General features: G+C 59.7%; 32 protein-coding genes. 28 read left to right on the top strand and 4 right to left on the bottom strand.

Features of this window, described 5'->3' with window-relative positions; all coding sequences use genetic code 11:
• Positions 1–55: 55 nt before the first annotated feature.
• Together G5533_RS01860 and G5533_RS01855 are read right to left on the bottom strand one after the other, a co-directional pair.
• The gene (locus tag G5533_RS01860) at positions 56–1,069 is read right to left on the bottom strand and encodes a phage portal protein (RefSeq protein ID WP_441254355.1); all 1,014 of its coding nucleotides are present in this window, start codon (positions 1,067–1,069) and stop codon (positions 56–58) included.
• Positions 1,066–2,883, bottom strand: a complete 1,818-nt coding sequence (locus G5533_RS01855) for a terminase large subunit domain-containing protein (RefSeq protein WP_441254353.1) — start codon at positions 2,881–2,883, stop codon at positions 1,066–1,068. Before G5533_RS01855 ends, G5533_RS01860 begins: the two co-directional genes overlap by 4 nt.
• Positions 2,884–3,057: 174 nt before the next feature.
• Between G5533_RS01855 and G5533_RS01850 the strand changes: the two genes are divergently transcribed.
• From G5533_RS01850 to G5533_RS01735, 24 genes are all read left to right on the top strand, one after another.
• A complete protein-coding gene (locus G5533_RS01850) occupies positions 3,058–3,930 on the top strand; it encodes a GPO family capsid scaffolding protein (protein WP_441254352.1) in 873 nt (290 codons plus the stop codon).
• Positions 3,931–3,939: 9 nt separating this feature from the next.
• A complete protein-coding gene (locus G5533_RS01845; protein WP_202004217.1) occupies positions 3,940–4,989 on the top strand; it encodes a phage major capsid protein, P2 family in 1,050 nt (349 codons plus the stop codon).
• A 3-nt stretch (positions 4,990–4,992) separates the two neighbouring features.
• Positions 4,993–5,718 (top strand): terminase endonuclease subunit, encoded by a 726-nt coding sequence (locus tag G5533_RS01840; RefSeq protein WP_441254350.1) that lies wholly within the window; start codon positions 4,993–4,995, stop codon positions 5,716–5,718.
• 117 nt (positions 5,719–5,835) lie between these two features.
• Entirely contained in the window at positions 5,836–6,309 is a 474-nt protein-coding gene (locus tag G5533_RS01835) for a head completion/stabilization protein (protein WP_441254349.1), read from the top strand.
• Positions 6,310–6,317: 8 nt separating this feature from the next.
• Positions 6,318–6,830 (top strand): phage tail protein, encoded by a 513-nt coding sequence (locus G5533_RS01830; protein ID WP_323909984.1) that lies wholly within the window; start codon positions 6,318–6,320, stop codon positions 6,828–6,830.
• On the top strand, positions 6,827–7,513 hold the full coding sequence (locus G5533_RS01825; protein WP_441254348.1) for a phage virion morphogenesis protein: 687 nt from the start codon (positions 6,827–6,829) through the stop codon (positions 7,511–7,513). The genes G5533_RS01830 and G5533_RS01825 overlap by 4 nt, the downstream gene beginning before the upstream one ends.
• Positions 7,514–7,517: 4 nt before the next feature.
• Entirely contained in the window at positions 7,518–8,642 is a 1,125-nt protein-coding gene (locus G5533_RS01820) for a DUF2586 domain-containing protein (RefSeq protein WP_441254346.1), read from the top strand.
• Between the two features lie 3 nt (positions 8,643–8,645).
• Positions 8,646–9,101 (top strand): phage protein, encoded by a 456-nt coding sequence (locus G5533_RS01815; RefSeq protein ID WP_441254345.1) that lies wholly within the window; start codon positions 8,646–8,648, stop codon positions 9,099–9,101.
• Between the two features lie 9 nt (positions 9,102–9,110).
• Positions 9,111–9,320 (top strand): TraR/DksA family transcriptional regulator, encoded by a 210-nt coding sequence (locus G5533_RS01810; protein ID WP_124240861.1) that lies wholly within the window; start codon positions 9,111–9,113, stop codon positions 9,318–9,320.
• A gap of 21 nt (positions 9,321–9,341) precedes the next feature.
• A complete protein-coding gene (locus G5533_RS01805; RefSeq protein WP_029299936.1) occupies positions 9,342–9,665 on the top strand; it encodes a phage holin, lambda family in 324 nt (107 codons plus the stop codon).
• On the top strand, positions 9,655–10,116 hold the full coding sequence (locus G5533_RS01800) for a glycoside hydrolase family 24 protein (RefSeq protein WP_441254344.1): 462 nt from the start codon (positions 9,655–9,657) through the stop codon (positions 10,114–10,116). The genes G5533_RS01805 and G5533_RS01800 overlap by 11 nt, the downstream gene beginning before the upstream one ends.
• Complete coding sequence (locus tag G5533_RS01795) at positions 10,113–10,556, top strand: hypothetical protein (protein ID WP_441254343.1); 444 nt, start codon at positions 10,113–10,115, stop codon at positions 10,554–10,556. Before G5533_RS01800 ends, G5533_RS01795 begins: the two co-directional genes overlap by 4 nt.
• Positions 10,489–10,683 carry an Rz1-like lysis system protein LysC gene (gene lysC, locus G5533_RS01790; RefSeq protein ID WP_233267166.1) on the top strand — a complete coding sequence of 65 codons (195 nt, stop codon included), beginning with the start codon at positions 10,489–10,491 and terminating at the stop codon, positions 10,681–10,683. The genes G5533_RS01795 and lysC overlap by 68 nt, the downstream gene beginning before the upstream one ends.
• On the top strand, positions 10,680–10,943 hold the full coding sequence (locus G5533_RS01785) for a putative phage tail assembly chaperone (protein ID WP_029299933.1): 264 nt from the start codon (positions 10,680–10,682) through the stop codon (positions 10,941–10,943). Before lysC ends, G5533_RS01785 begins: the two co-directional genes overlap by 4 nt.
• Positions 10,940–11,128 carry a DUF6890 family protein gene (locus G5533_RS01780; protein WP_375123929.1) on the top strand — a complete coding sequence of 63 codons (189 nt, stop codon included), beginning with the start codon at positions 10,940–10,942 and terminating at the stop codon, positions 11,126–11,128. Before G5533_RS01785 ends, G5533_RS01780 begins: the two co-directional genes overlap by 4 nt.
• A gap of 6 nt (positions 11,129–11,134) precedes the next feature.
• The gene (locus G5533_RS01775) at positions 11,135–12,907 is read left to right on the top strand and encodes a phage tail tape measure protein (protein ID WP_441254342.1); all 1,773 of its coding nucleotides are present in this window, start codon (positions 11,135–11,137) and stop codon (positions 12,905–12,907) included.
• Positions 12,907–13,230: a DUF2590 family protein gene (locus G5533_RS01770; RefSeq protein WP_139462135.1), complete on the top strand. Its 324-nt coding sequence runs from the start codon at positions 12,907–12,909 to the stop codon at positions 13,228–13,230. Before G5533_RS01775 ends, G5533_RS01770 begins: the two co-directional genes overlap by 1 nt.
• Positions 13,227–14,414, top strand: coding sequence for a baseplate J/gp47 family protein (locus tag G5533_RS01765; RefSeq protein ID WP_441254341.1), 1,188 nt, complete (start codon positions 13,227–13,229; stop codon positions 14,412–14,414). The genes G5533_RS01770 and G5533_RS01765 overlap by 4 nt, the downstream gene beginning before the upstream one ends.
• A complete protein-coding gene (locus G5533_RS01760; RefSeq protein WP_441254340.1) occupies positions 14,407–15,090 on the top strand; it encodes a phage tail protein in 684 nt (227 codons plus the stop codon). The genes G5533_RS01765 and G5533_RS01760 overlap by 8 nt, the downstream gene beginning before the upstream one ends.
• Positions 15,087–16,568: a phage tail-collar fiber domain-containing protein gene (locus G5533_RS01755; protein ID WP_441254339.1), complete on the top strand. Its 1,482-nt coding sequence runs from the start codon at positions 15,087–15,089 to the stop codon at positions 16,566–16,568. The genes G5533_RS01760 and G5533_RS01755 overlap by 4 nt, the downstream gene beginning before the upstream one ends.
• Positions 16,569–16,570: 2 nt before the next feature.
• The gene (locus G5533_RS01750; protein WP_441254338.1) at positions 16,571–16,930 is read left to right on the top strand and encodes a tail fiber assembly protein; all 360 of its coding nucleotides are present in this window, start codon (positions 16,571–16,573) and stop codon (positions 16,928–16,930) included.
• A 5-nt stretch (positions 16,931–16,935) separates the two neighbouring features.
• Positions 16,936–17,808, top strand: coding sequence for a hypothetical protein (locus tag G5533_RS01745; protein ID WP_441254429.1), 873 nt, complete (start codon positions 16,936–16,938; stop codon positions 17,806–17,808).
• Positions 17,805–18,365: a hypothetical protein gene (locus tag G5533_RS01740; protein ID WP_441254337.1), complete on the top strand. Its 561-nt coding sequence runs from the start codon at positions 17,805–17,807 to the stop codon at positions 18,363–18,365. The genes G5533_RS01745 and G5533_RS01740 overlap by 4 nt, the downstream gene beginning before the upstream one ends.
• Complete coding sequence (locus G5533_RS01735) at positions 18,362–19,972, top strand: hypothetical protein (RefSeq protein ID WP_441254336.1); 1,611 nt, start codon at positions 18,362–18,364, stop codon at positions 19,970–19,972. The genes G5533_RS01740 and G5533_RS01735 overlap by 4 nt, the downstream gene beginning before the upstream one ends.
• Positions 19,973–19,985: 13 nt before the next feature.
• On the opposite strand, the gene G5533_RS01730 is transcribed toward G5533_RS01735, so the two are convergent.
• Entirely contained in the window at positions 19,986–20,528 is a 543-nt protein-coding gene (locus G5533_RS01730) for a hypothetical protein (protein ID WP_323905942.1), read from the bottom strand.
• 193 nt (positions 20,529–20,721) lie between these two features.
• Here G5533_RS01730 and G5533_RS01725 point away from each other — a divergent pair, with 193 nt between their 5' ends.
• Both G5533_RS01725 and G5533_RS01720 read left to right on the top strand, forming a co-directional pair.
• On the top strand, positions 20,722–21,789 hold the full coding sequence (locus G5533_RS01725; protein ID WP_441254335.1) for a type VI secretion system PAAR protein: 1,068 nt from the start codon (positions 20,722–20,724) through the stop codon (positions 21,787–21,789).
• Positions 21,786–22,208, top strand: coding sequence for a DUF1420 family protein (locus G5533_RS01720; protein ID WP_441254334.1), 423 nt, complete (start codon positions 21,786–21,788; stop codon positions 22,206–22,208). Before G5533_RS01725 ends, G5533_RS01720 begins: the two co-directional genes overlap by 4 nt.
• A gap of 1,231 nt (positions 22,209–23,439) precedes the next feature.
• On the opposite strand, the gene G5533_RS01715 is transcribed toward G5533_RS01720, so the two are convergent.
• Positions 23,440–24,246 carry a crotonase/enoyl-CoA hydratase family protein gene (locus G5533_RS01715; RefSeq protein ID WP_216953774.1) on the bottom strand — a complete coding sequence of 269 codons (807 nt, stop codon included), beginning with the start codon at positions 24,244–24,246 and terminating at the stop codon, positions 23,440–23,442.
• Positions 24,247–24,414: 168 nt separating this feature from the next.
• Here G5533_RS01715 and G5533_RS01710 point away from each other — a divergent pair, with 168 nt between their 5' ends.
• Both G5533_RS01710 and G5533_RS01705 read left to right on the top strand, forming a co-directional pair.
• Positions 24,415–26,202, top strand: coding sequence for a putative nucleotidyltransferase substrate binding domain-containing protein (locus tag G5533_RS01710; protein WP_421352234.1), 1,788 nt, complete (start codon positions 24,415–24,417; stop codon positions 26,200–26,202).
• Positions 26,203–26,204: 2 nt separating this feature from the next.
• Positions 26,205–26,831, top strand: a complete 627-nt coding sequence (locus G5533_RS01705) for a 3'-5' exonuclease (RefSeq protein WP_421352233.1) — start codon at positions 26,205–26,207, stop codon at positions 26,829–26,831.
• Positions 26,832–26,900: the final 69 nt, after the last annotated feature.

The raw sequence follows: 26,900 nt of genomic DNA, 5'->3' as shown, positions 1-26,900 counted from the left end.
GCCCCCTTTTCTATCCAAATCAACAGCCTATCTTGCCACAGCGAACACTGTTTGTTTATACAGTTGAACCGATATTCTCCCGAAAATCGACCCAAAGGGAGCGAGGGAGTCCCGCGCTGTTGATGGCATCCTGGATAAGCTCGCACAGCGGCAGCACCTCGTTGCGGGCATAGGTCGCATCGTACTTCTCGGGGTCTCCAAGCCCTCCCCCGCCATTAGTCGGAATGATGCCGGCCAGCGCCGCCGGAAAGCGGTGGCTGGTCAATACATCCTGAGCGGTGATCCCTTTGATGGCCGCGAACTCGTCCTTGGTGGCGATATCCCCCACCGGAATAAGCTTGATGCCATCGGGCTTGCCGTCCGGGATGTTCACAAACATGGAGCGAAAGTTCCCCACCCCTTTGCTGCTCGCAATCATCTCCTTCATCTCCTCCTCGGTGTCGTCATCCATGTTCGGGTCGGTGGCGTAGAAGATGAAGCCCATGTGGGCGCCGTTGAGGAAGTATTTGCGCCGAAACAGGGTGGCATCCTGGTTAAGCAGGGCCGACTGCAGGCCGCCCAGGTAATCAGGCATGCCGTAGATCTGCTGCTCGGGGTCGTACTGGGCGAGCCAGACCACATCCTCAGTCTGATATATCAGACTCGGCTTGCCCTGCTGCAGGTAGACAAAACAGCCATCCTCGCGCCGGCGCAGATAGACGCTCGAGAGCGGGTACAGCCCCACCACCTGGCCAAAACCGTTGCGCAGTTTAAGCAGGCCCGCATCCCCGAACTGCAGATAGTTGTGCACGAACGCGGTGATGGCTGCGCGCTGGTTGGTGAAGCGCCCTGCCACCATGTTGCGGCGCGCCATAAGGATGGCCCCATGGTGGGCATTGGCCCGCACCACCTTGGCCAGCCCCTTGCGCTCGATGGGCGGCTGGTAATACTCGCCATAGGGGTTGTAGAACACCCCGGTGTAATCGGTCATCCAGGCCGTGGGGTCGATGGCCTCCGGCATGCTGAACGCCACTGCGTTCTTTGCTGGAGTGGCCACCCGGGCCGGTTGGGATTTGTGTCGCTTGGTCATGCTGCCTTTCTCTCCTGGCTGGTTGCCCAGGTGGATTTACGTTTGCGGGTGGTATCGAGCGGCTCGTTGGCCACGGCGTGGGCGATGGCAAAAAAGACGTCGGCGTGGCCGGTCACGTTGTCGCGGGCGGCCCGAAACGTCATCTGGCCGCCGCCGGTGGTGCTGCGCTTGATGGCAAGGAACGCGAGCGGTATATCCCGATCTGCGCTGTCCCACTCGATGCGGTTGGCCTCGACCACGTCGATCATCTTGAGGACCAGCCGTGATTTACTCTCGATGCTGTAGTTGATGGGGTGGCATATGCCTTTGAAGGTGGGCTTCAAGAGGTCATAGACCCCGGCGCCGATACCGGAGACATCGACCCCGAGATAGGTGACCCGAAATTTCTTGGCGATGCGCTCGATCTCCTGCGCCTGATACTGGAAGTTGAGCCCGCGCCAGTAGTGCTTCTCCAGCACCCGAAAGCGCTCACCTGCGACCATGGGCGGAGCAACCACCACCAGGGTGGCGTTATCGCGGGTGCGGCTCGGGTCGTAGCCCATCCATACCTCACGCCGGCCAAACGGATCAGGCCGCCCGGGCTTGTAGTCTTCCCACCGGCTGGGGTCTACCCCTGCCCGCTCCATGTCCTGGAACTTGAACACCGATAACGCATCGTCGATAAAGCGGCACATGTAGAGGCGATCGAACACCTCCTCCGGGTACTCGTCTTTAAGCTCCTCAATGTCGATGAGGTTGCAACCAAGGCGGATGGCATCTTCGATGGTGATAACGTAACGCCACTGCCGATCCGGGCAGACGCGGCCGCCATCGCGCAGGTCATTTTCGCCCGGGAAGTCGATGGCCACCCGGCTCGGGCGCTGGCCCTTCCAGCGATCCCCGGTCCAGAACCGGTACGCTTCGTGCACCTTGCTCGACGGGGTCGAGAAGTAGGTCTTGCGCCAGCGCGATTGGGTCGCCATGGCGCTGGCGACGTCCGAGAGCTTCTCGAAGTTGGGGATCCAGAAATACTCGTCGATATAGACGTTGCCAGAGCGGGACTGGGCGCTGTTGGAGTTGGTGGAGCAAAAATGCAGCTCGGCCCCGTTCGACAGGACAATCGGGTTGCCGGTCAAGGTGACGCCGAGGAAGGTCTGGGCAATCTTGCAGATGTAGGAGCGAAACACCTCCGCCTGGGCGCGGGTGGCGGAGAGGAATATCTGGTTGCCGCCGGTCAGTACCGCATCTTCCAGCGCCTCGCCGGCGAAGTAGTAGGTCATGCCGATCTGGCGGGATTTAAGGATGTTGCGGGTACGCGGCAGTGCCGGATCGTTCTTGGCCTCGCGGCAGCGCAGCTGATAGCCAAACAGGGTGCCCAGCCACTCGGCAAAGTCTGTCTCCGTCAGGTGGCTAACCTCGTTCTTGCCCTTCTTGCCGCCCTTCCCCTTGCGGCCACCATCTTGGCCACCGCGTCCGCGTGGGGTTCGCGGTGAGGCGGGTTCCTCTCCACCCTCACGTTGCGCCTTGATGGCCTGCTGGCGCTCGGCCCACTTGATGGCCTTCTCTTTGAGGCTGACATGGTGGCCGATAAGTCGGTCCAGTTCGTCCAGCTCAGCGCTGGTTTTCTTCTCCCGCCCGAGCAGCGACTGCACCCGGCGGGCAATGGCATCCTCCACCGCCTCTTCGGTCAGCAGGTCGCGCCAGCCGTACTTCTCGGCCCAGAAGTAGACCACACGGCAGGAGTTAAGCCCCAGTTCGTCCTTGATCTCCTGGGGTGTCCATCGTTTAAGGTAGAGTCCCCGCGCGGCATTGCGGATCTCTTCGGGATATGCCACGGCGCCTCCATCAGGTGAATGATGGCGCCATCATAGCCAGCCCCTCCCCTTGCTTATCTCACTGATGTTCCAAGCAATTCGGATATCCCGCTGGATCCGAATCGCCACGAACACAACTGGATGAAACCCCCTTGCCGACCCGATAGCCTGACCCCGCATTTATTGGGAGCAGGCATGAACGAATCAACCTTGAGAACTGGCTGGGTCTGTATCGCCACCGAAGGCAAAGCGGTGGATGGGCGGGACATTACCCGCGACTGGCTTACCGACATGGCCGAGACCTACGATCCGACCTATTACACCGCCGTCATCTGGCCGGAGCACGATCGCTGGTCCAGCTATGGCACGGTGCAGGCGCTCAAAACTGAAGAGGTGGACGGCAAGCTCAAGCTGTTCGCCATCCTCTGCCCGAATCGCGATCTCATCTATTACAACCAGAACGGCCAGTACCAGTTCTGCTCCATCGAACCCTTCGAGAACTTCGCCGATCTGGGGCGTACCTACCTGCTGGGCCTTGGTGTCACCGACGAGCCCGCCAGCACCGGCACCACCCATCTCAAGTTCAGCAACAGCAACAAGGGACAGGCCGTTGGCACCAGCGAGCCGCTGGACCTCTCCATGTTCAAGCTACCCAAGCACGAGAAGGCCGATGGCCTGATCGCCAAGTTTTTCAGCTTCCTGGCCAGCCATGGCGAGCAAGCGCCCACGACTCCCCCCAGCCAACCCGAGGATGAGGAAATGAAACCAGAACAGTTCGATCAGATGCTGGGGGCCCTTAACGGCCTTGGCACCAAGATCGATGCCTTCAGCGCCAAGCTGGACGCCAAACCGGCCACCGACGACACCACCCAACCGGTCACCGAGCCCGCCAAGGTGGACGCGCAACCCGGCATCACCACCGAGCAGTTCAGCAAGCTGGAGCAGACCCTGGCCAGCCTGACCGACAAGTTCGGCGAGCTGAACAGCAAGATCGACCAGTTCTCTGTCGAGAAGCCGGGCCAGCGCCCGGACGCCCTCGGCGGTGACGATACCCCTGCAGTCTATTAAGGAGCGACCGTGAGCCAGACCCTTACCGTCCAGGCCATGCAGCGCCTGGAGCAATACAGCAATGCCCTGGCCAAGGCCTACGGCATCCCCGTTAACGCGCTGGCCAAGCAGTTCAGCGTCACCGGTCCGGTGGAAACCGGCCTTCGCGCCGCGCTGCTCGCCTCCGTCGAGTTCCTGGGCCTTATCACTTGCCTCGACGTAGACCAGATCAAGGGCCAGGTGGTGCAAGTGGGCATCGGCAAGCTGTTCACCGGCCGTAAGAAGGATGGCCGCTTTAACGGCAAGATCGGCGTCGCCGGCAACACCTACGAGCTGACCGAGACCGATTCGTGTGCCTCGCTCGACTGGGCCACCCTGTGCGTCTGGGCCAACGCCGGCAGCGAGGGCGAGTTCCTGCGCCTGGTGGGCGATTTCATCAACAAGGCGTTTGCTCTGGACATGCTGCGCGTCGGCTGGAACGGCGTGGAAGCGGCCGACGACACCGACCCGAAAGCCCATCCGCTGGGCGAAGACGTCAACAAAGGCTGGCACCAGCTGGCCCGCGAGTGGAACGAAGGCAGCCAGATCATCAAGGCCGAGGCCGGCAAGAAGATCCACTTCGACCCGGACGGCAAGGGTGATTACAAAACCCTGGACGAGATGGCCTCCGACCTTATCAACACCACCATCGATCCACTGTTCCGCCAGGACCCGCGTCTGGTCGTGCTGGTCGGCACCGACCTGGTGGCCTCGGCTCAGGCCAAGCTCTACAGCGAAGCCACCAAGCCGACCGAGCAGATCGCAGCCCAGAAGCTGGCCGAATCCATCGCCGGGCGCAAAGCCTACATCCCGCCCTTCTTCCCGGGCAAACGGATGGTGGTGACCACCCTCGACAACCTGCACATCTACACCCAGCGCGGTACCCGCAAGCGCAAGGCCGACGATAACCAGGACAAGAAGTGCTTCGATAACCAGTACTGGCGGATGGAAGGCTACGCCATCGGCGAATACCTAGCCTATGGCGGCTTTGAAGAGGCCGACATCGAGATCGGTGCCGCCCCCACTGCGCCGAGCGAGTAAGCCATGAGCTCACCGGGTCAACGTCACAAGCAACGGGTGCAAGCCATGCAGGGAGTCGCGCAGGCCGCCTGCACGGGCATGGCCACCGGCGCGGTGGCGGACAGCTTGCACCTGCAGATGATTGCCCTGGAACAGGACATCGTCCGCCTGCGCAAGCTGGCCCGGATTGGCGATCGGGTGAACATGAAGCGCAGCGAGCTGATGCCCAAATACCGCCCCTATGTGGAGCGCTATCTGGCCAGCGTGGCCGAGTCCGGCCAGCCCTATCAGAACGAGCTGTTTCAGCTGCTCACCGTCTGGGCCTTCGATGTCGGGGATTTCGACACTGGCATCGCCTGGGCCGAACTTGCCATCGCTCAAGGCCAGCGCACCCCGAGCAACATCAAGCGGGACTGGGCCCACTTCGTGGCCGACACCGTACTGGAGTGGGCCGAGAAGCAGGCCGCTGAAGGCCATGCGGTCGAGCCCTGGTTCTCCCGGGTGTTCGACAAGGTGCGGGGTGACTGGCGCCTCAACGAGCGGCTGACCGCCAAGTGGTTCAAGGCGGCGGGCTGCCTGCTGCTACGTGACCAGGACGGCCAGCCGCGGCCGAGCGCAGTGGGGGACTGCGCCACGCTGGAGCAAGCTGACCACTGGCTGGCCCAGGCAGAGAAGCTGCACAGCAAGGTAGGCGTCGGCACCCTGCGCCAGAAGATAGCCATGCGCCTGCGGGTGCTCAATCCCGAATAACAAACCGCCTCTCCGCGCCGTTGCTCCCCGGCGGGGAGGATAGGCCAGCCGCAAGGCCCGCGCCGAATCCTGCGATCCGTGGCTACAGGGGAGCCCTTTTTTCAGACGAGGTCAGTGATGTTTGCAGGCAAGGATATCGACTACAGCACCACCACCATCCGCAATGACGGGTTCTGGCCAGATGTGGCCGTGGCTGATTTTGAGCGCCGTCGGGCCCTGCCTGCCGATCTTGACCCGCAAACCACTGGCGCCGCCCTGCTGGCGGCCATCTCGGAAATCAACCTGCAGCTGGCGATGCGCCAGGCTGCGCTGATGGCCGAGGGCTATGCCTGTGCCGCCGAGGTACCGGGGCCAAGCCTGCAAGGTAGCTCTAACGCCGGCAGTAATGCCCTGACCGAGCAGTATCTGGCCGCGGTGTTTGCCCGCGCCAAGGCGGCCCTCTTGCCGGAGTTCGCCAGCGTCACCGAACGGCCGGCCGCCAACAACCTGGCCGAGCGGGCGCCGGAGCAACGGGCCCAACTACTGGCCGAGAGTCAGCAACTGGTGCGCAGCATCAAGGGCAAACACCGGGCGGGGGTCTCGTTGATATGAGTAAAGAGATGAGTGAACAGCAGGCCCAGGGCTATTTCCTGCACGCCCTCCACGCCGAGCTCAACCGGGTGCTGCCCGCCAAGTGCCGCAAGTCTCTCGATAGCTGGATGGAGAACGGAACGATCCGCCTCGAATCTCGCAACATGGGCCCCACCGGCGTGGACGTGGCCTGGCTCACCTATCAGGCGGTGTTCATCGTTGAGCAACTGCCCTTTCGTGAGCTGGATCCGGCCATCCTACTGGCGGCGGTCGCCGCCTGGGTGCAGGAGCACGACACCTTCCGCGAACAGTTTGAGCTGGCCGACCCGGAATACGCGGTGACCCCGAACGATGAGAAGAGTGCCGACCTCGAGATCCAGCTCGCCTTTACCGAACCGCTGCGCCTTATCGAGCACCCGAGCGGCCCCATCAACTGGCTCGGCAAGCGCTGGCAGGTGGCCCCCTATGAGATCTGGGTGGCCGACCACATCGACATGAACGTCGGTGACACCGGCCATCACCAGGTAGGTGGCCCGGCATGATCACCATCACCCTGGACGCTCGCCGCAGCCAGGACCAGCTCAACCTGCTGGCCCTGCCGCCCCAGAAGCGCAAGCGCCTGGTGTGGCGCGCCGCGGCCGAGCTCAAAAAGCTGGCGGCCCGTCATGTACGCCAGCAACAAGACCCCAACGGCCAGCCCTGGACACCGCGCAAGCGGGGTAAACGCAAGATGCTGCGCGGCCTGCCCAAGCTCTTGGAGATCCACGCCCCGAGCCAGGACGTGGCCGAGCTCGGGTTCAAACGGGGGACGATGAACGCCCACGCCGGGGTTATCGCCAACACCCACCAGAAGGGACACACCTATCAGGTGACCGCGGCCAGCCGGCGCCGCATTGCCAGCAGCGAGGGCAGCAAGCTCAAGCCCGCGACCAAGGCGCAGGCCCGCAAGCTGCGCGAGCTCAGCTTCAAGCGCCCGGGCGCACGCAAAGGGTCATACCGCTCGGCGTCGCTTGGCTGGATCACCGGCAATCTCAACTACGCCCAGGCGGGGTTGCTCATCAGGAAGCTCAAGGATGAACCGGTAAAAGCACGATGGGAGATTGAGCTCCCTGCCCGCCCGTTCCTCGGCGCCAACGCCAAGCAACGGGAGCAAGCCTTTGCCCGCGCCCTGCAGAGTATCGACTACGGCTGGGACGTCAACAAGCAAGAGATGAAGGGGAAATAACGCCATGTGGCCTTATGTACAGATCAACAACTTGAACCAGATGCAGGGGCCCGTGACGGAAGTCGAGCGCCACCTGCTGTTTGTCGGCTCGGCGCCAAGCAATACCGGCAAGCTGCTCTCCCTCAATACCCAGAGCGACTTTGACAAGCTGCTGGGCGAGCCCGCCAGCGCGCTCAAGACCAACCTGCAGGCAGCCATGGCCAACGCCGGCCAGAACTGGACGGCGGCAGCCTTCGTGCTGCCCACCGACATGGACTGGAAAGATGCCGTCCGTGAGGCCCAGAAGACCCAATCCTTTGAAGGGGTGGTGGTGCTGGGGCAAGAGTGGGACGAGGCGAAGATCAACGCCGCCCACGCGCTGAGCCAGGAGCTGATCGCCAAGTGGGGTCGCTGGCAGTTCATGCTGCTGGCGGTCGCCGGGATCAATGCCGCCGAGAAGAATGGGCAGAGCTGGAGCGACTACGAGGCCGCCCTGGTCACCCTGCAAGATGGTATCAAGGCCGAGTCCGTTACCCTGCTGCCGCAGCTGTGGCCCAACCTCGCTGGCGCCTATGCCGGACGCCTGTGCAACCGGGCGGTGAGCATTGCCGATACCCCGTGCCGGGTCAAAACCGGCGCCCTGGTCGGCCTTGGCAACAAGCCCAAGGACAAGGACGCGGTCGAGCTGCCGCTCGCGACCCTACAGACCCTGGAGCAGAACCGCTACTCGGTGCCGATGTGGTACCCGGACTATGACGGCATCTATTGGGCCGATGGCCGCACCCTGGACACCGAGGGCGGTGACTACCAGGTGATCGAAAACCTGCGGGTGGCCTACAAGGTGGCCCGCCGGATGCGGGTGCGCGCCATTGCCCGCATCGGCGATCGCTCGTTCAACTCCACCCCGGGCAGCACCGCCGCCGCCATCCTCTACTTTGGCAAAGACCTGCGCGAGATGGCCAGGACCACCACCATCAACGGCCAGCCATTCCCGGGCGAGATCACCTCCCCCCGGGATGGCGATATCGCTATCCAGTGGACCGACAAAAACCACGTCTCCATCTACGTGGTGATCCGCACCGTGGACTGCCCCAAGGGGATCACCATCAACATCATGCTCGATCTGAGCCTCACCAATGGGGAGGGCTAACCCATGACCAGACGCATTTCAGGGCAGAGCTTCGACATTGAACTGCTGGGCACCATGGTGCACGTCGAGAAGGCCAGCCTCACCATCACCGACAACAGCGCCGTGGCGCAAACCCGCGGCATCCCTGACGGCTATGTGGATGGCGAGGTATCGGCCGAGTGCGAGTTCGAGCTCGATGCCAAGAACTTCAAGCTGCTAAGCGATGCCGCCAAACGGGCCGGCAGCTGGCGCGGGCTGAAACCGGACGATGTGCTGTTCTACGCCGACACCGGCGACGAAACCATGAAGGTCGAGGCCTTCGGGGTGAAGTTGCAGATCGCCGACCTGCTCGACATCGACCCCAAGGGAGGCAGCAAGGGGGTGCACAAGCTCAAGGGCATCGTCACCTCCCCCGACTTCGTTCACATCAATGGCGTGCCGTACCTCTCGGATGACGACACCCGCCATCTCAAAGGGTAAGGAGGCCAGGTGGACGATATCGACCGCGCAAACAGCCACGCCGCCCGAATGCTGGCCGTGCATCTGGCCAACCAGGTGGGCAAAGGGCGCTACCAGGGGGAGAGCCTGCACCACTGCGAAGAGTGCGACGACCCCATCCCGGCAGCACGCCGTCAACATGTGCCGGGGGTGCGGCTGTGCGTCCCCTGCCAGAGCCGCGCCGAGCGACGCGGGCAATAACGAGAACGGGATATGAACTCTATGCCGAACAAAGACCCCACCCTCTGGGCCGCCCTGATGGCCTGGCTGATGGACAACTGGCCCGCCGTGTCCGGGGCATTGCTGGCGCTGAGCATCTCCTTCATGCGCATCACCTATGACGGCGGCAGCGGGCGCCGCCGTCTGATCGAATCCACCCTGTGCGGCCTCATCACTCTGGCCGCGGCGTCGGGCACCACCCTGCTCGGCGTTCCCTATGAGGCCGCCCCCTTTATCGGGGGCGTGGTGGGACTGCTCGGGGTGGACATCATCCGCGAAAAGGCCAAGACCGTGCTGAGCAAAAGGGGGAACAACGATGCCGCGTAGTCACTGCCACCCGCAGGTGGCCGCATTTCTCGACATGATTGCCTATGCCGAAGGCACCAAGGGCCGGGGCGATGACGGCTACAACAAGCTGGTCAATCCGGCGGGGTTCTTTGAGAGCTACGCCACCCACCCGAACGTGCTGGTGCAGGTCAACAAGACCCTGAGCAGCACCGCGGCTGGCCGCTATCAGTTCCTGTCAAAGCACTGGGCCCACTACCGCGACCAGCTCGCTCTGCCTGACTTTGGCCCCGCGTCGCAAGACAGCTGGGCAATCCAGCTTATTCGCGAGCGCAAGGCGCTGGACGATGTGCTTAAAGGTCGCATCCGCGAGGCGGTGGCCAAATGCGCCAACATCTGGGCCAGCCTGCCGGGGGCCGGTTACGGCCAGCGCGAGCACCAGCTGGCTGGCCTGCTGGCCAAATTCACCGAGTTCGGCGGGGTGCTGGCATGAGCACCTTCAAGGCACTGCTCTCCAATGTGCTGTTGGTCTTGGTGCTGGTAATGGGCGCAGCCCTGTTTCTTGGCAACCGGATGCTGGAGAGCCGTGGCAAAGCGCTTGCCACCGCCAACGAGACCATCAATACCCTGCAGCAGACCAACGAGCAGCAAGCCAGCCAGCTGGCGACACTGCAGCGCGACGCCGCGGGGCTGCGCAAGTTGCTGGGCACCCAGAACGCCGCCCTGGCCGAGCTCGACCAACAACAGAGGAAAACCGCCGATGAACTGCAACAAGCGTTGGCCACGCCGCCGGCAGGCCGCCCGGACTGTGCTCGCGAGCCTCTGCCTGACGCTGCTTTGCGCCTGCTCCAGCCAGCCCCAGACCGTGGTGCAAACGCAGGTGGTAAAGCGGCTTCCACCGCCGGGGCTGGTGCCCCACTGCCCGGAGCCTGATTTCACGGGGCGCACCTACGGCGACGCCGTGCGGTTTATCCCCACCCTGCAGATGGCACTGCGCCGCTGCCAAACCCAAATCAACACCCTGAACCATTGGATTGAACAAGAGGAAACCACCCCATGACCACACCCATCATCACCCTGGACGTCGCCGGCAAAGAGCTGAAATTCGCCCCCACCATGGTGGCCTACAACGGCTTTATCAACGACATGATGCCAAGCGACAAGGTAGCGCCGGCCCACAACTACCTGAAAAAGATCGTCTGTCAGGAGAGCAAAGAGGCACTTGATGAGCTGCTCAAACGCCCGGGCGCGGCACTGCAGTTGGCGGGTGCCATTAACCAGCAGTTCGCCCCCGATCTGGAGATCACCGTAAAAAACTGACGGCGCGCGCCGAGGCCATCGAGCGCAATCACCTGGAGCAGGCGCTGGCGCTGCGGCGCCACTACCTGCCCCATGACGATGACGACATCGACAGCCTGGCCCGTGCCCTCTGGTTAGACCGACACGCCCGGGAGTCCTACGCCGCTGCAGTGGCCGAGGGCATCGCCAACGCATTTAACGGATAACGACCTATGGCCTGGATGGAAAAATTGATGATGCAGGTGGCTTTGGTGGATCAGGTCACCAAACCCCTTGCTGGCATCAATGCCCAGATGGACAAGGTCAGCAAGGCTGGCCGTCAGGGCTGGAGCAGCATGGCAATGGGGGCCACCACAGTGGCCGCCGGTGGCATGGCGATCCAGTCTGCCCTCGGCCCAGCCATTGAAATGGATCGGGCGTTGGCCGAGGTGGCCTCACTCGATGTGCAAAAAGAGGTGCTCGGGGCGCTCGGCCGCGAGGCGTTGAAGCTCTCTATCCAGTACGGGGAATCGGCCACCGAGATTGTCCGCTCCTCCTACGATATCCAGTCGGCGATCGCGGGGCTCGAAGGTAACGAGCTGCCCGCCTTTACCCGCGCATCGACCACCCTGGCCAAGGCGACCAAGGCCGACACCGCCACCATCACCAACTACATGGGCACCATGTACGGCATCTTCGAGCAGCAGGCCAAGCAGATGGGCAAGGCCAACTGGGTCGAGGATGTGGCCGGCAAGACGGCGCTCGCAGTGCAGCTGTTCAAGACCACCGGCCAGGGCATGGCCGATGCTTTCGGGGCAATCGGTGCCAACGCCACCGCCGCCGGCATTGCGATGGATGAGCAGTTCGCGGTGCTCGGTCAGCTGCAAGCCACCATGAGCGGCGGCGAGGCCGGTACCAAGTTCAAGGCGTTTCTGGCAGGCGTCGGCAATGCCCAGAAGGCGCTCGGCATCCAGTTCACCGATGCCGCGGGCAACATGCTGCCGGTGCTCACCATGCTGGACAAGCTCAAGGCCCGCTATGGCGACACCCTGAGCGTTGCCGAGGGGGACGAGCTCAAGAAGGCATTCGGTTCGGATGAGGCGGTCAGCATGATCAAGCTCCTGATGACCAACACCAAGGGGCTTGCCACCAACATCAATGCGCTGGCCAACACCCACGGCATGGGCAAGGCCGAGCAGATGGCCGCCGCCATGACTGACCAGTGGCAGCGGGTCGAGCAAGCCTGGTTTGCCATCCGCGCCGCCGCGTTCGGGGTGGTACTGCCCGCTATCAACGCCGTGATGAGCGTCTTTGCAGATGGCGCCAACGAGGTGCTGCGCTGGACGCACCTCTTCCCTAACCTGACCAAGGTCATCAGCTATGCCCTGCTCGCCATCGTGGGGTTGAGCATGGTCACCGGTACCTGGATGCTGATCGCCGGCTTGGCCAAGCTGGCCACCCTGGGGCTCGGCATCGCCTGGTCCATCATCACCGCCCCGCTTGCCTTGCTCAATGCCGTGATGGCGACCTTTCGCGCCATCCTGCTGGCGGTCAACATCGCCATGTATGCCAACCCTGTAGGCCTGATCGTGGCGGGCATCGTGCTGCTGATCGGTGCCGTGGCGGCGGCCATCTACTACTGGGACGACCTGAAAAAGAGCATGGCCGACTGGAGCGTGTTCAAGCTGCTCGGGCAGGCAGTGGATTGGCTGGTCGAGAAGCTGAACATGATCCCGGGCGTCAATATCGAGATGGGCAGCATGCCGGATCTCAACCTGCCCAATCAGGAGAACATCAACGCTCCCCTCGCCCGCTTTAGCCAGGGTAGCCAAAGCCGCGTACCGGCGGGCGGGCTGGGCCAGCAGTTGATCCAGGCCAACGCGGCCGCGACCACCGCCAACCAGAAGCCGCCCAAGTACCTGAGCATCGGGGAAGTGCACATGCACAACCAGAACCCGATGACCCCTGAGCAGATGGCCGAAAACGCCTGGCTGGAGACCCCGTGATGAGCGACGCCAAGTACATCGACATTTTGGTGGTAAACGGGGCCTGGCTACTCGATGCCGGCGGCCAGCCCCGTTACACCCGGGACCGCCACAGCATCGGCCAGGACATCAAGCACCGGATCATGGAGTCGGGGCTGGCCCGCAAGCTGATTGGCGAGCGCAGTCCGACCTTGCGCGCCGATGTGATGACCGAGATCGAGCTGCTGGTTGAGAACGACGAGCGACTGGTGCCCGGCACCATCGTGATCCGCGAAGAGGCCCCCGAGCGGGTGCTGGTCACCGCCCGCACCTATGAATTTGGCGATCTGGAGGTAACCCTGTGAACCTGCGCCCCAACGTGGATTTTATGGCCCTGCTGGCCGAGACCGGCGTACCGACCACCGAGCAGGCCATGGAAGCCGAGCTTAAAAAAGAGGTCGAGGCCGCCGGATCCCTTATCACCAACGACAGCGATGTGAGCCCCTTCTGGCGGCTGGTACGCGGCGTGGTGATCACCCCGGCGCTCTGGCTTATCCGCACCCTCTTGGCCGGCCATGTGCTGCCCAACACCTTTGCCGCCACCGCCACCGATGCCTATCTCGACCTCAAGGCATGGGATGTGGACTTGACCCGCAAGGGCGCCCAGAAGACCCGCGGGGTGATCAACTTCGTCAAGGCCAACCCGAGCGAAGCGGTCACCATCCCGGCCGATATCTGGGTCAGCACCGAGCGCATCAACGGCACCATCTACCGGGTCAAGCCGTTGCAGGCGGTGGTGAGCCCGGCCGGTGAAGCGGTGGCTCGCGTGGTGTGCGAGGCCGAGTTCGCGGGCGCGGCCTGGAATCTGGCCCCGGGCTACTACAACCTGCTGAGCGAACCGGTCACCGGCATCTTGTCGGCCCGCAACGATGACAAGGAGTGGATCACCACCCAGGGCGCCGATGCCGAGAGTAACGATGCCCTGGGCCTGCGTATTCAGAACCAGTTCTCGGCGGTGGGTCGCTATCACATTGATGCCATTTACCGCTCCATGCTGGCGAGCATCGCCGGCATTCGCGCCGATCACATCTTCTTCGAGCATGAAGCGCCGCGGGGCCCGGGCACCGCCAACGCTTACATCCTGCTGGAGGTGGGCGCTACCCCGGCCAGCCTGATTGCCCAGCTTAACGACTACGTGGGCCGCCAGGGCAACCATGGCCACGGCGACGACCTGTTCGTGATGGCGATGCCAGAGACTCAGCACAGCCTCACGCTGGAGCTGTGGCCAGTGGCCAACCTCACCGACGAGCAGAAGGCTGCCCTCAAACAGGGCGCTGAATCGCTGGTCAAAGCGGCGTTTCGTCAGTCGGGGGATTTTCCGAGTGTCACTCGCACCTGGCCGCGCTCACGTTTTTCCCTCTCGCAGCTGGCCCGCGAGCTGCACAGCCAGTTCCCGCAGCTGCAAAGCCTCAAATTTGCGCAGGATGACATCGTCTCGGGCCTGGCCATCCCGCGCCTGAGCTCGCTGGAGGTCACCCTGCATGACTGATTCACCCCGCATTGATCACAGCGCCAACGCACCGGCCATGCCAAAGGCATCTGCCCCTTGGTGGGAAGATGGCCAAACCATCACCGATGGCGTGAAAGAGCCTGCCTTTTTGGCGCGCGGCATCATGGCATTCTGGCAGTTAATACGGCGCTGGTTGCTGGCACCGCTGGCAGAGCAAGACCCGCTGACCTGCTCTCTCTCACTGCTCAACCTGCTGGCATGGGAGCGGGACATTGCCCGCTTTGAATCTGAGCCACTGGAGCTGTTTCGCAAGCGGGTCAAGTTCGCCTTTGTGAATGCCCGTGACGCGGGAGAAGTCGCCGGATTCAAGCGCATATTCGAGCGCCTGGGCATCGGCTGGTGCGACATCCACGAACGGCAAGCCGGTGCGCCCTGGGACGTCATCACCATCGAGGTGACCGATAGCAGTATCGCCAACAACCAGACGCTGATGGAGACGCTGATCCAGCACTATGGCCGCACCTGCCGCCGCTATCGCTTCCAGGTGGTTTATCCGATCGCCGGTTATATCGGCTATGGCCAGTTTGATATGAGTCAGGAGGTCTTTGCCGCCCGTCTCACCCCGCACAAAGCCAGATATCGGCTGGTACCTGGACACATCCAGATGATCCAGCACGTCTATGGCGCAACACTGAAAACCAAGGAGACCCGATGAGCCAAGTCATCACCAACGCATTCGAGACCTATTGGCAAGGTTGCCTCACTGACCAGGTGCCGGTGGTGCTCGATGAGGTCGTGCTGGCGGATATTCCTAATCTGGATATCACCGCCCCCATCGACCCGAATACCGGCCTGCCACCGCAGGCGCAGATTGTCCATCGCCATCCGGTGGATCAGCGCGGACGCATCAACAACAACGCCGTGGCGTACTCCATCGTAATGGATACCACTGTGGGCAACTTCTCATTCAATGCCATGTACCTCATCAACAAGGCCAGCGGCATGGTCGGGATGATTGTTTACAAGGGGCGGGAGACCAAAACCAAGACTGACCAGGCGACAGGTACCACTGGCAACAGCCTGGTGAAATCCATGTTGATGGAGTACGACCAAGCGGCCACCGCCACCGTGACCACCGTCGAGGCAGGCACTTGGCAGATTGACTACTCCGCCCGCCTGCTCGGCATGGACGAACAACTGCGCCTGCAGGCACTTGCCTGCTTCGGGCCATCGGCCTTCTTTGGCGACGCCTTCAAGTTGATCAACAAGGCAGGCGCCTACAAGGTGCAGCCTGGGGTGGCTATGGTCGGCGGCCTGCGTATTCAGCTGGACGCAGAACAGGCTATCACTGTTGGGGCAAAGCCGGTCGGAGTGTGGGTGGATGTGCATCACGCCGGAACCATCCTGAGCCGCTGGGATAACCATGTTGATATTCAGGTTAGCTCAGGAGAACTAACGGACTATGTTGACGAAAATGGATATTTCCATCATGTAACAAAATTGGCAACAGTGATGAGCGACAATAAAGTGGTGGATAATAGGGAGGTAATAGAACACTCACTTATTCACCACATTAAAAACATAATGTTGACTCATGGCTTTAAGGTGTTTGATAAGGCGGGAATTTATAATTGGACTGTACCTGAAAACGTAAGCCGTATAAATGTATTGGTGATTGGAGGAGGCGGCGCAGGAGGTGGGGCAACTGCCTCACAAAATTATAATGCAGCTGGAGGAGGTGGTGGTGCAGGAGGATACTCAAAAAAGAAAATAAGAGTAATTTCAGGTGAATCATTTGCAATAACAGTTGGCGCCGGAGGTTCGAAAAGTCCAAATGGAAGCGTAGCGGGTAAAAATGGGGAGTCTAGCTCGTTTGGAACAATTTGTAGTGCAACTGGTGGAACATGTGGCAACCCGGCAATTGCCGCTACAACAACATCAGGAACAGGACAAGGTAATTTGGGAGGCATGGGAGTTGGTGGTGATATAAATGGAAGAGGTGGTAGTGGTGTCGCCGGGATGGCGAATATGCCAACGATTATTGGCGCTACAGTGGGGGCCGGACACGGAGGGGAATCCATAATGGGGGGTTATGGATATGGAGCTGGGGGAGAAGGAGCAGCAACAACTTCGGGCAATCAGGTAGTGCCTAGTAGCGGTGGTTCTGATGGTGCGGTTATTATTGAGTGGTGAATATGATGTGGGCAAGATTAAATGATAAAGGTGTAGTTGAGGAGTTAATAGATGTATCTCCTAATGGAAGATTTCACGAGTCAATTGTATGGGTTGAAGCATCTAAATCTGTATTGATAGGTGATGTGTATGAAAATGGCAAATTTATAAGAGTTGGATGTGATGTAAGGGCGAAGGAAAAATATGGAATATTAATAGCAGAAGCATCACAAAAAATAGATGTATTGGGAGATGCTATTGAGTTAGGTATGGCAACCGATGATGAACAGGCTGCATATACTGCGTGGCGCCGATATAGGGTAGAGCTGACCCGCCTCGACTTGACTGAAACCCCAATAGCGTGGCCGGAGAAACCGCATTGAGCTGGATGCAAGGGGGACTGCACTGGCCAGCCAGCACCGGGACGATACATACCCGCGCCAGCGGGGTACTTGGCCAACTCCCAGAAAACCAGGCTGGCGCCGTGGCCCGCTTGCAAGCACTGGCGCCCATGGCACAATACCGCCCCACGCCCATCAGCCAGGCCGCTGCCGCGCTGGCAGGTCTGCGCGGTGAGCTCGACCGGCTATTAGCCACCGGCCGCTGCTTGGCCGTGACGCCCTATCAGCATGGGGTAGGCCAACACCCGGGCAACCAGTACAGCCTCGCCGCCCCCAACGCGGTGGCGACCCTAGTGGCCAAGCTGCAGGACGGGGCCGATCCCCTGCTACCGACTGGCCAGTTGCACGCCATCGCCTGGCTGGTCACCGGGAACAGCGAGACCGCGCTGGCCGATGCCTTGACGCCGCTTTGCGCCATCCTGCCGCTGCCGGAGTGGTGCGCCACCCTGCGCCGCCTCACAGCCAACAACGATGCCATGAGCAAGCCCACCGCCGCCAAGGTGCCACGCTGGAAAACAGATGAACCGTTGATATGGGATCCGCTGCGCTCGGCTCGTTCACTGCTCGGAACTGAGCTAGCCCAACTGGAGAGCCTGGCACAGGGGGCCACCACCCCGATCGCCCAGCTAGCCACCCTGGCAGAACGCCGCTCTGCCAGACTGACCGAGCTCGAACAGGCTCTGGCCAAGCTGGCGGACATCAGTGGTCAGTTGTGGCACTGGCAGGGACAAGGCGATGCGGCAAGCCTGGCCTCCCAACTGGGCCAGAGCAGCCCGCCAGATCATAGCCATAGCATGACGGTCGGCGCCCTGCTGCTCTCCTCCTCCCCGCTCACCTTCTGGCAGGAGTTAACCCGATGAGCAAAACGGCCATGCTCACCCTGGACGGTGAGCCGATTGTGATGAAGTCGATGCGGATCACCGCATCGATGCAGTTTCAGGACAAGGACAACAGCGGCCAGACCAGCTCGACCAGCAGCTCTGAGCAAGGAGCCAAAGCCAAGGAGCTCGATATCTCGGGCCTCGTCCCCTTCAAGGATGAGCAGACCCTGAGCCGCTTGTTTGAGCTGGCCGATGCCAAAGGGGATGGCGGCAAACGCCATATCTACCGGGTCGGGTCGTTGCTGGCCAAGTCGGTAAAGGTACGCCAGGCCAAGTTTGCCGGGCGCATCACCGCCAGCGAGCAGGAGGGACTGCTGGCGTGGCAAGTGCAGTTCACCCTGCGCGAACACAACTCGGTACCCGAGAAGCGGGAACAGCGGATGCCCAAGGCGCCCGCCACCGTGGGCCAGGGCAACACCAACACCAAACCGGCCAAGCCGTCAGAGGGAGCGCCCGCCTCCGAACAGGAACAGCTGAGCTCGTGGGAACAGGCAATCAAGGGGCTGGATAACAAACTGGGAGACCTGATGGCATGAAACTCTCGACCAACCTCACCCTGGGCGGGCAACCGGCCAACCTCATCGACCACGATATCGTGCTGGATCTCTGCGCAGGCGGCCGCGCCGCCCTCATCATCGAGGGGAACGCGGAGAAGGGACAAACCCTGACCGTGGATCTGGGCTACAACAGCGAGCTGCGCCGCTGGTTTACCGGATACGTCTATGACGTGCAACCCGCCAGCAATGACGCCAGCAAGCTTCTGTGCCGAGAACTGGCTGGGATACTGGGGAGTGCATTTCCGGTCAGCCTTCAGCACGCAACCCTGCGCGGCCTACTGGCCTGGTTAAGCGATCAGACCCAGCTCACCTTTTTGCTGCCTGACGGGACCGACTATACCGATCGGCCTATCCCAAACTTCACCAGTGCCGGTACCGGCTATCAGCTGCTGAACAACGCCGGCCGCGCCTTTGCAGTTCCGGACTTCATCTGGCATCAACAACCGGATGGCGCCATCTTTGTGGGCAGTCACGCCCACAGCCGCTGGGCTGAACGGGCGGTAGAACTGGATCCGGCCTTCTCCGGCCGCCAGGCGGGCAACACCCTCACCACGGCGCCGATCCCGGCCATGCGCCCGGGCGCTATCGTCAACGGCAAACGGGTGGTGCGGGTACGCCTCAAGGGTGATGAGATGACCCTCACCACGGCAACCCCCGGCAAACCGGTGAAGTCTCCGGAGCGGCGCAAGATGGAGGGCGAGTTCCCGGAGCTGGCCGACCAGATGCACCTTCCCAAGTTCGGACGGGTCGAGGCCATCAGCGACAGCGCGACCGCTGGCCAGCTCAATGATCCGTTTCGCCCACGCTATGCGGTGGACGTGCAACTGTTGGGGGAAGATGGCCAGCCGGACAAGGCCGCCCCACTCTATCGCGCCGTGCCGCTGCCGGTGATGTTCGGCGGGCCCGAGCAGGGGCTGCTGCAATTCCCCATTGAGGGAACCATCGTCGAGCTGGGGTTTGCCTTCGGGCGAGCTGACCGGCCATTTATTCGCACCGTGCTGGGCTCGGGCTGGCCGCTGCCGGACATTGCCCCGGGCGAACAGCTCCGGCAGCTGCGGGCCGAGGTGTTCAGCCGCACCGATACCGTGGGCAACCAGAGTCGCCACACCAACCGCCGCCAACATGACAAGGCGATGCGGATGCACCGCGAGGCGGACGACTACCAGGGCGAGTTCGGCCAACACCGGCTAACAACCATGCAGCACAGCGTGGAGCAGATAGGGGCGATGAAGCGCATCGAGGCGCTCGGGGCCATCGAGCTGCTGGCCGGTGATGACTTGGTGGCGGGGTGCCTGGGTAACATGAACCAGACCGCAGCGGGGGACCTGGTGGAGGTGATCGGGCAACTGCGCCGCAGTGTGGCCGGAGAGCTGCAGCACTTTGAGGCGCCACGTTCGTGGATGGGCAGCGAGGAGGTAAACATCTTCGGGCTGCTGCTCCAGCTGATGAACCTGGTGGAGCAACTGGCCGCAACCACCGCGAGCCATACACACGGCGGGCCAGCCCCCACCAATGCCGAGACGTTCAATGGCCAGAGCAAGCAAGCCGGCCAGTTGGCTGATGTCCTATCACCTATGATCGAATAAAAAGAAAGGGCCATTAAGGCCCTTTCTTTTGCTCAAACATTTCACTGTTTAGCTTATCTTTCAGCTCCTCAAAAGACAGTTTGTCCAGAGCCTGATCCAGTTTCATGAGGCCATGGGCCGCACAATTTTGTGAATAGAGTTCTTTTCCAAAACGCCAGCTAGTCTGTTTGACATAGCACTGCTCCCAACCTAACCGCTCAATGCTCGACATACTGACTTTCTGTGTCAGATAGCCGAAAAAACCAGCGAGAACGACTAGCGACATGACAATCACCAGTCGCTGCTTGCCAGCTTTAGAGGAGAGATTGGGCTCGGGGATACTCTTAGATAACATCAGCTTTCCCCCCGCATACAGCATGAAGGGAGCGGCAAGCAAGCCAATGAAGATTGCAAACCATCCTCGCCAATCATTCATTCTGAATGGGTCATCTGGTGTCTGTGCTAACAGCGCAGTGAATTCAGCACCAAATACCATGGCCATCCAGAGACTTGCACACCCAAAGAGGAACACAACCAAACCACTGGCCCGCATTTGCCATGAAACCTTTACCGTCATTCGAACTTCGCCTTAATCGCTTGCAGTCTAAAAACACAGCCCTTTAACCAAGACTGAATCAAACCTATTACCGGTAGACTTATCAGCGACGATAGATGTCACATTCTGACAAAAATCAGACACATCGGTCTAGGGAGGCATTTGCAGCCATGTTATGTTGAATGGATTTTATTCGTGTCGATGAGGAATTCAGATGGCAAAAAACGCTGCAAAAGTTGGGGATATTGGAACAGATCATGACGGCTTCCATCCAACAGCCATTACTGCTGGCTCTCCTGATGTATTCATAGATGGAATTCCCGCTGCACGTGTTGGTGATCCGCTGGCTCCCCATGACAAGCCAAATAACCCACCCCATCCCAGGAAGATCGCGTCAGGTTCTTCCACTGTTTTTATAAATGGAATGCCTGCCGCACTCACTGGCGGAGCAGTTGACTGTGGTGGGGTGATCATTGGCTCAGGCACCGTCGTCATCGGAGACCAAGCACCTGCTGCACGTTCTGCAAGAGCGGCCCCAGTGCAGCAACCGGTACAACCGGTAGAGATCCAAGCACAGAATGCTTATTGGCCTCCATATGACTTCGCTCAAGGTAAAACTCTAGAGGTTGTGTACACAACAGCACCAACTGATATTGCAGTACTCTCCTTTGAAGAGGCCAAAGAACTTCTTCAAACGCTTTATTCTGAATCCGGTGGTAAGGACACTGTTGGTACAACAAAAAGTTATCATGACTTAATCGATGGTGTTAAGACTGCCGCGCAGACAGCCAAAGGATTAGGTGGATTTGGCGTAATATCTTATACCAAGAACATCAAGGGCATTGATTATGTAATAATCAAGAACTATCGACGCCATGCCCAAACCTTAATGAAAGGGAACAAATGGAAAGCAAGTAATCCACGAGTTGTTCAAATCGGTATCGGCTTGAATGATGTAAAAGGTGCCGCTCGATGGATCAAAATAAATGCAGGGGTGGAAATTGCCTTTGCTGTCGGGGTCAATGCTGCTGATTACGTCTTACGTGATGAAGCAACTTTAGCTGAGTTCATTGGTAACAGCTCTAGCGACATAATCAAAGGCATGACGACACTTGTTACCATGTCTCTAGTCGTTGCGACATTACCAGTATCAGGGATTTTAGTAACTGGTGCACTCTTTGCATTCGGTTCCTTCTTTATGGGACGTGAGCTTGATGCATTAGATGAGCGTTATGGATTCTCAGATGAGATCGGCAACTCGCTTAAAAGGTTGGTTGAATGATTCATATCATTAGAGCCATTATTGCGGTTGCATTTATCTGGTTCGGACTTGAACAAGTATCAGAGGATTTGTACGCAACGTTATCCAATGGTGCTCTGTCATTTAGAGTTAGTGGCATTGCCAACATTTGGGCGTCTTACTGCGCGCCATTAATTGGTATTGTATTGATTGTTCATGTGTTAATGTCATTGGCAAGAAATGGTAATTCAGACAAATTTTTTCAACGAGGAGCTCTAATTGTCATCTTCGTAATTTCACCAATCTTAACCTTTGGAACCAAGATTATATTAAGTATAAAGTCTGAAAATTACGTGGAGTGCCAGGAGCTAAAACGGGTTTCTCGTTGGAATTCTTATCAAATTTATGCCATATCAGATAATGAATGCCAATTAATAAATAAAAAAATGAACGCAAAATGAACAAAGCCAGCGTAATGCTGGCTTTTTTAGGCTGTAAAACCACACTGAAAAGCATTCAAAAACAAATCAAGGAGGTACTTGAGTGAATTACGTTAGAATACTTTTCTTTGGGGCAATCGCGTTCGGGAGTACCTTTTTCGGTTGGGACGTACTCCAGAAAGCTTTTGGTGAACAGCATGACGTCTACGTCATAGCTGGAATATTAAATTACTGGGCTATTTTTTCCTGTATGGCATCTAGCCTAATAATAATATTGTATTGCTCTGTGGAAATTGTCACTGGGAAATCTCTATCAGTATTTCTAAAAAATGGAATAATAATAAGTTGCTTGCTCATCTCACCACTAATTTCATTTTCTTTGAAAGAATTAACATTACATCGAATAAACGATTATGTGCAATGTGATACCTTGAGCAAGGTAACCTCTAGATTTACAAGCAAAACCTATGCGGTGACCACTGAACAATGCAGGAAGATAGCCGCAGAGAACTAGTACACAAGAAAATGAAGAAAGCCCCATCAAATGGGGCTTTCTTCTATCTGACTGACGGCACCAAAGCATGGCCAGGGAAAGGCGCCGCATGTATGAGCACCATCAGGCAGGCACACATCATACGCGAGGCTCAGAGCCAAGCACAGCAGCCAGAGCGCAACGGAGAAGCCCACGGCGGCGTCTGCGCCACGGAATCCGCGCTCATCCGCTCCCGCCTGCGGGCTTCACCAGGAAAATTTTTTGCAAAAGTGAATTACCGCAAAACCATATGCCCAGACCGCGCCAGATAAAGGATCCGCAGAACTTTGAGGATCTGCAAAGAAGGATCTTTTTTGCAGGGTTTTACAGTTTGAGGGCGGTGTGGATTGCCCCAATGAAAGCGTAAGTAATTGAATAAATTAGGGTGGTCGTATTTTTCGTGCGGATCGGACCTATAGAAAAGGATCCGGTTTGCTGTAGGGAAACAGCGCGAAGTCTTTTTTTTTCAGATGGTTAGATGCAAGAAGTAGTTCTTTGAGAACTGAAATTTTGAAGGGGAATGTGACCCAGATGTACTTGTTGGCTTATCTCACGGAAAATTGCAGCCTGTGAGATGTGATTGGCCCTCTAAGCGTGGTCAGTTTGTCTTAGCTGTGGGCAATTTGTGGACGCGATAAAATTAAAATATTTATAAAACAATGCATTATAAATGCATAAATGGCAGCCTCGGCTGCCATTTCTTTTTCCTGTCACCTCATCTCAGAGCGGATTGCGGCGCGGCCCGAAGGGCAGGCGCCAGCGAAACAGGCTGTTAAGGGTGGCCCGCCACTGATTGGGTCGCCCCAGGATCTGCTTTTGCAAGCGGGTCTCTTCCTTCAGCATCGCCTCATCGCTGCGGGCCCAGGCCTGACTGTAGAGCTGCTTGATCCCCGCCAGTGCATCCGGCGACTTGGTGATAAGAGTGCGGGCAAACTCCCGCGCCTCCACCAGCGGATCGGCGCAGACCCGACTCACCAGCCCGAGGGATTTGGCCTCGATGGCATCCAGCTCGCGCCCGCTCATGGCCAGCTCCATGGCGGTATCCACTCCCATCAGGTTGCGCATGGTGACGCTACCGCTCATATCGGGAATGATGCCCCACTTGATCTCCATCACCGAGAAGCGGCAATCGGGGGTGCTGAAGCGAAAATCGGCGCCGAGCGCAATCTGCAAGCCACCGCCAAAACAGACTCCCTGGGTCACCGCAATCACCGGCACCGGCAGCTGGTGCCAGCCATAGGCAACCCGCTGGGCCAGATTGGTCGCCTCGTCTGCTTCACGCTTGAGAATATCGAGCGCCGCTACCGGCTGTCTCAGCATGGATTTCACATCCAGCCCGGCGCAGAAGGCTCGCCCCTCGCCATGCAGGATCACCGCCCGCAGCCCCTTGTGCCGGGCGAGCTGCGTCAATGTCTCATCGATGGCGCTGAACATGGCGCGGTCCAGCGCATTGAGTTTGTCCCCCCGCGTCAGCATCACTTCGGCAATCCCGTCGTGGATCTCGCACTTGATCCTTGGTTTTTCCATCTCCCTTGTCCTCCCCTTGATCCCTGAAACTGACTCACTGGTCATACCACCACGTTATCAGAGTGTGAACAGGCGGTACAGCTGAGACTAAAGTCGGCTGGTCGCCTCCCCCTCCCTTTGTCACACTGGGAGCTGCATGAGTGCCGCAAGCCAGCAGAGGACGCTGTCATGTCAACCCTGTTCAATTTTGCCAGACCACCGTTCGACCGACTGGATGAGGAGGCGCGCGAGCGGCTCTCCCGCCACCTCTCGCTCTGCTATTTTCGGGCCGGGGATCTGCTGCTCAAGGAGGGGGACGAGCCTCCCGGCCTCTATCTCATTATCAAGGGGGCGGTGGAAGAGTCGGCCCCTCACCACCAGTTTGGTGATTACGGGGTCGATGACCTGTTCGATGTGCGCGCCCAGTTTGACGGCCGCTGCCGCCACCGCTTCACCGCGCTGGAAGATAGCCTCTGCCAACTCATTCCTCGCCACACATTTCTGACGCTCTGTGAGCAGGATCCGCAGTTTGCCAGCTACTTCACCGCCAATCTGGCCGAGCGCCAACGCCAGCAGGAACAACGCGAACAACTGGGGCAGAAGAATCTGGCGGAGTTTATCCTGACACGCATCGAACCGGGCCACCTGCAGGCACCGCTTATCGTCGACAGCAAGTTGTCACTGCTGGCGGCGACCGAAGCCATGGTGAGCAAGGGGACCGATTGCCTGCTCTACCCAGCCCACGACGGCTCCCTCACGCTGGCAACCCGCAAGACCTTGCTCCATGCCCTGACCCTCAAGGGATTGCCGCTGACGGCCCCCCTCTCGGTGCTGACCCCCACGCCGCTCATCGGTCTGCCGCTGGAGAGCTATCTGTTTGATGCCCTGCTGCTGATGACCCGCCATCGCATCAAGCGACTGGTGGTGTGGCGCGGCAACGAAGTGGCGGGGATCCTGCAACTGACCCAGGTGCTGGGGCTCTTCTCTACCCACTCCCACGTGCTGACCCTGCGCATTGCCCGCGCCGACAGCCTGCCGGCGCTGGAGGCGGTCGCCCGCGAGCAGCAACAATTGACCCGCTCGCTGTTTGCCCAAGGGATCCACACCGCCTTTTTGATGAAACTGATCGCCACCATCAATGAACAGCTGATCGCCAAAGCCTTTGCGCTGGTGATCCCCCCCGAGGTGCAGGATAAGGTCTGCCTGCTGATGCTGGGCTCGGAGGGGCGCGGCGAGCAGATCCTCAAAACCGATCAGGACAACGCCCTGATCCTGCCAGAGGGGCTGACATGGCCCACCCAGACAGCCGATCTGGCCGAATTCAGCGGCCTGCTGGAGCGACTCGGCTACCCGCTGTGCCCCGGGCAGGTAATGGTGAACAATCCGGCCTGGGTAAAAACAGGCGATGAGTGGCAAAGCGCCATTGCCAGCGCCTGCACCACGGCCAGTGAGGAGGAGCTGCTCTGGCTCGCCACCCTGGCCGATGCTCACCCCATCGCGGGGGATCGACAGCTGCATCTGCCTGTTGCCAGAGCGCTGCGCGAGCAGTTGGCGGACAGGCGGAATCTGCTGGCGGAGATGGTGCGACCGGCGGTGGCCTTCCATGCCCCCCTCACCCTGTTTGGCAGGCTGGAGCAGCCACCTGAAGGGCTGGATCTGAAGCGAGGCGGCCTGTTTCCACTGGTACACGGCATCCGCATGCTGGCCCTTGAGGAGGGCATACTGGAAACCTCGACCCTGGGGCGCATCGACGCGCTAGTGGCCGCCGAGCGGCTCAGTGCCGACTATGGCAGCAATCTGGCGGAGGCGTTCCGGCTCTTTATTCGGCTGAGGCTGCGCAGCCAGCTCAAGGGGGGCAATAGTCGGGTGCAGACAAGCGAGCTTAGCCACAGCGAGCGGGATCTGTTGCGTCAGGCGCTGCATCAGGTGAAGAAATTCCAGCAGTGGCTCACCTTGCACTTTCGTCTGAGACAATAGCCATGTTGAGCCGCGCTCGACGATACTGGTATGGCCGTGCGTTCCGAACTGGCGAGTTCGCGCCGCTCTTTGCCACCCCACCGGAAGATGAACGGATCGCCCTCGATTTCGAGACCACCAGTCTCGATCCCGAGCAGGCCGAGATCGTCTCCATCGGGGCGGTGCGCATTCAGGGCAACCGGCTGCTGACCGGTGAGGCCCTCGCCATCAAGGTACAGCCACCGGCCAGCCTGACCAGCCAATCTGTGGTGATCCACGGTCTGCGCCATCAGGATCTGCAACAGGGAATGGAGCTGGAAGCCGCGCTGCGCCTGCTGCTCGACTATATCGGCCCGCGCGAACTGGTGGGCTATCACCTCGCCTACGATCTGCGTATTCTCAATCTCGCCTGCCAAAAATTGTGGGGATTGACCCTGCCCCAGCGAGGGATCGAGGTGAGCCAGCTTTATCATGACCACCTCTATCGCCGCTACCCCGATGCTGCGATTGACCTCCACTTGAGTGCCATCTGCCGTCACTTGGCGCTGCCCCCCCTGCCCGCCCACGATGCCCTTGCCGATGCCACCACGGCCGCGCTTATCTACCTGCGCCTGACCTGCGGCTCGCCGCTCACTTATCCCAAAGTCTAATTGTCGAGAAATAACATTTAATTCACATTTTGCTTACATGAGCAGATTGCCTGCTCGTCGGGGTTACCC

The sequence above is a fragment of the Aeromonas sp. A600620 genome, from assembly GCF_029479985.1.
In the GTDB taxonomy this organism is placed as follows: Bacteria; Pseudomonadota; Gammaproteobacteria; order Enterobacterales; family Aeromonadaceae; genus Aeromonas; species Aeromonas veronii_A.
Note: the sequence above shows the minus strand (reverse complement) of the source record. Positions and strands in the feature narration are given on the sequence as shown.

Bases quoted from the DNA above. Each gene is read 5' to 3' on its own strand.
- G5533_RS01860 (WP_441254355.1), bottom strand. From the start codon at position 1,069: ATGACCAAGCGACACAAATCCCAACCGGCCCGGGTGGCCACTCCAGCA.
- G5533_RS01850 (WP_441254352.1), top strand. From the start codon at position 3,058: ATGAACGAATCAACCTTGAGAACTGGCTGGGTCTGTATCGCCACCGAA.
- G5533_RS01840 (WP_441254350.1), top strand. From the start codon at position 4,993: ATGAGCTCACCGGGTCAACGTCACAAGCAACGGGTGCAAGCCATGCAG.
- G5533_RS01835 (WP_441254349.1), top strand. From the start codon at position 5,836: ATGTTTGCAGGCAAGGATATCGACTACAGCACCACCACCATCCGCAAT.
- G5533_RS01830 (WP_323909984.1), top strand. From the start codon at position 6,318: ATGAGTGAACAGCAGGCCCAGGGCTATTTCCTGCACGCCCTCCACGCC.
- G5533_RS01825 (WP_441254348.1), top strand. From the start codon at position 6,827: ATGATCACCATCACCCTGGACGCTCGCCGCAGCCAGGACCAGCTCAAC.
- G5533_RS01820 (WP_441254346.1), top strand. From the start codon at position 7,518: ATGTGGCCTTATGTACAGATCAACAACTTGAACCAGATGCAGGGGCCC.
- G5533_RS01815 (WP_441254345.1), top strand. From the start codon at position 8,646: ATGACCAGACGCATTTCAGGGCAGAGCTTCGACATTGAACTGCTGGGC.
- G5533_RS01805 (WP_029299936.1), top strand. From the start codon at position 9,342: ATGCCGAACAAAGACCCCACCCTCTGGGCCGCCCTGATGGCCTGGCTG.
- G5533_RS01800 (WP_441254344.1), top strand. From the start codon at position 9,655: ATGCCGCGTAGTCACTGCCACCCGCAGGTGGCCGCATTTCTCGACATG.
- G5533_RS01795 (WP_441254343.1), top strand. From the start codon at position 10,113: ATGAGCACCTTCAAGGCACTGCTCTCCAATGTGCTGTTGGTCTTGGTG.
- G5533_RS01785 (WP_029299933.1), top strand. From the start codon at position 10,680: ATGACCACACCCATCATCACCCTGGACGTCGCCGGCAAAGAGCTGAAA.
- G5533_RS01775 (WP_441254342.1), top strand. From the start codon at position 11,135: ATGGCCTGGATGGAAAAATTGATGATGCAGGTGGCTTTGGTGGATCAG.
- G5533_RS01770 (WP_139462135.1), top strand. From the start codon at position 12,907: ATGAGCGACGCCAAGTACATCGACATTTTGGTGGTAAACGGGGCCTGG.
- G5533_RS01760 (WP_441254340.1), top strand. From the start codon at position 14,407: ATGACTGATTCACCCCGCATTGATCACAGCGCCAACGCACCGGCCATG.
- G5533_RS01755 (WP_441254339.1), top strand. From the start codon at position 15,087: ATGAGCCAAGTCATCACCAACGCATTCGAGACCTATTGGCAAGGTTGC.
- G5533_RS01750 (WP_441254338.1), top strand. From the start codon at position 16,571: ATGATGTGGGCAAGATTAAATGATAAAGGTGTAGTTGAGGAGTTAATA.
- G5533_RS01745 (WP_441254429.1), top strand. From the start codon at position 16,936: ATGCAAGGGGGACTGCACTGGCCAGCCAGCACCGGGACGATACATACC.
- G5533_RS01740 (WP_441254337.1), top strand. From the start codon at position 17,805: ATGAGCAAAACGGCCATGCTCACCCTGGACGGTGAGCCGATTGTGATG.
- G5533_RS01735 (WP_441254336.1), top strand. From the start codon at position 18,362: ATGAAACTCTCGACCAACCTCACCCTGGGCGGGCAACCGGCCAACCTC.
- G5533_RS01730 (WP_323905942.1), bottom strand. From the start codon at position 20,528: ATGACGGTAAAGGTTTCATGGCAAATGCGGGCCAGTGGTTTGGTTGTG.
- G5533_RS01725 (WP_441254335.1), top strand. From the start codon at position 20,722: ATGGCAAAAAACGCTGCAAAAGTTGGGGATATTGGAACAGATCATGAC.
- G5533_RS01720 (WP_441254334.1), top strand. From the start codon at position 21,786: ATGATTCATATCATTAGAGCCATTATTGCGGTTGCATTTATCTGGTTC.
- G5533_RS01715 (WP_216953774.1), bottom strand. From the start codon at position 24,246: ATGGAAAAACCAAGGATCAAGTGCGAGATCCACGACGGGATTGCCGAA.
- G5533_RS01710 (WP_421352234.1), top strand. From the start codon at position 24,415: ATGTCAACCCTGTTCAATTTTGCCAGACCACCGTTCGACCGACTGGAT.
- G5533_RS01705 (WP_421352233.1), top strand. From the start codon at position 26,205: ATGTTGAGCCGCGCTCGACGATACTGGTATGGCCGTGCGTTCCGAACT.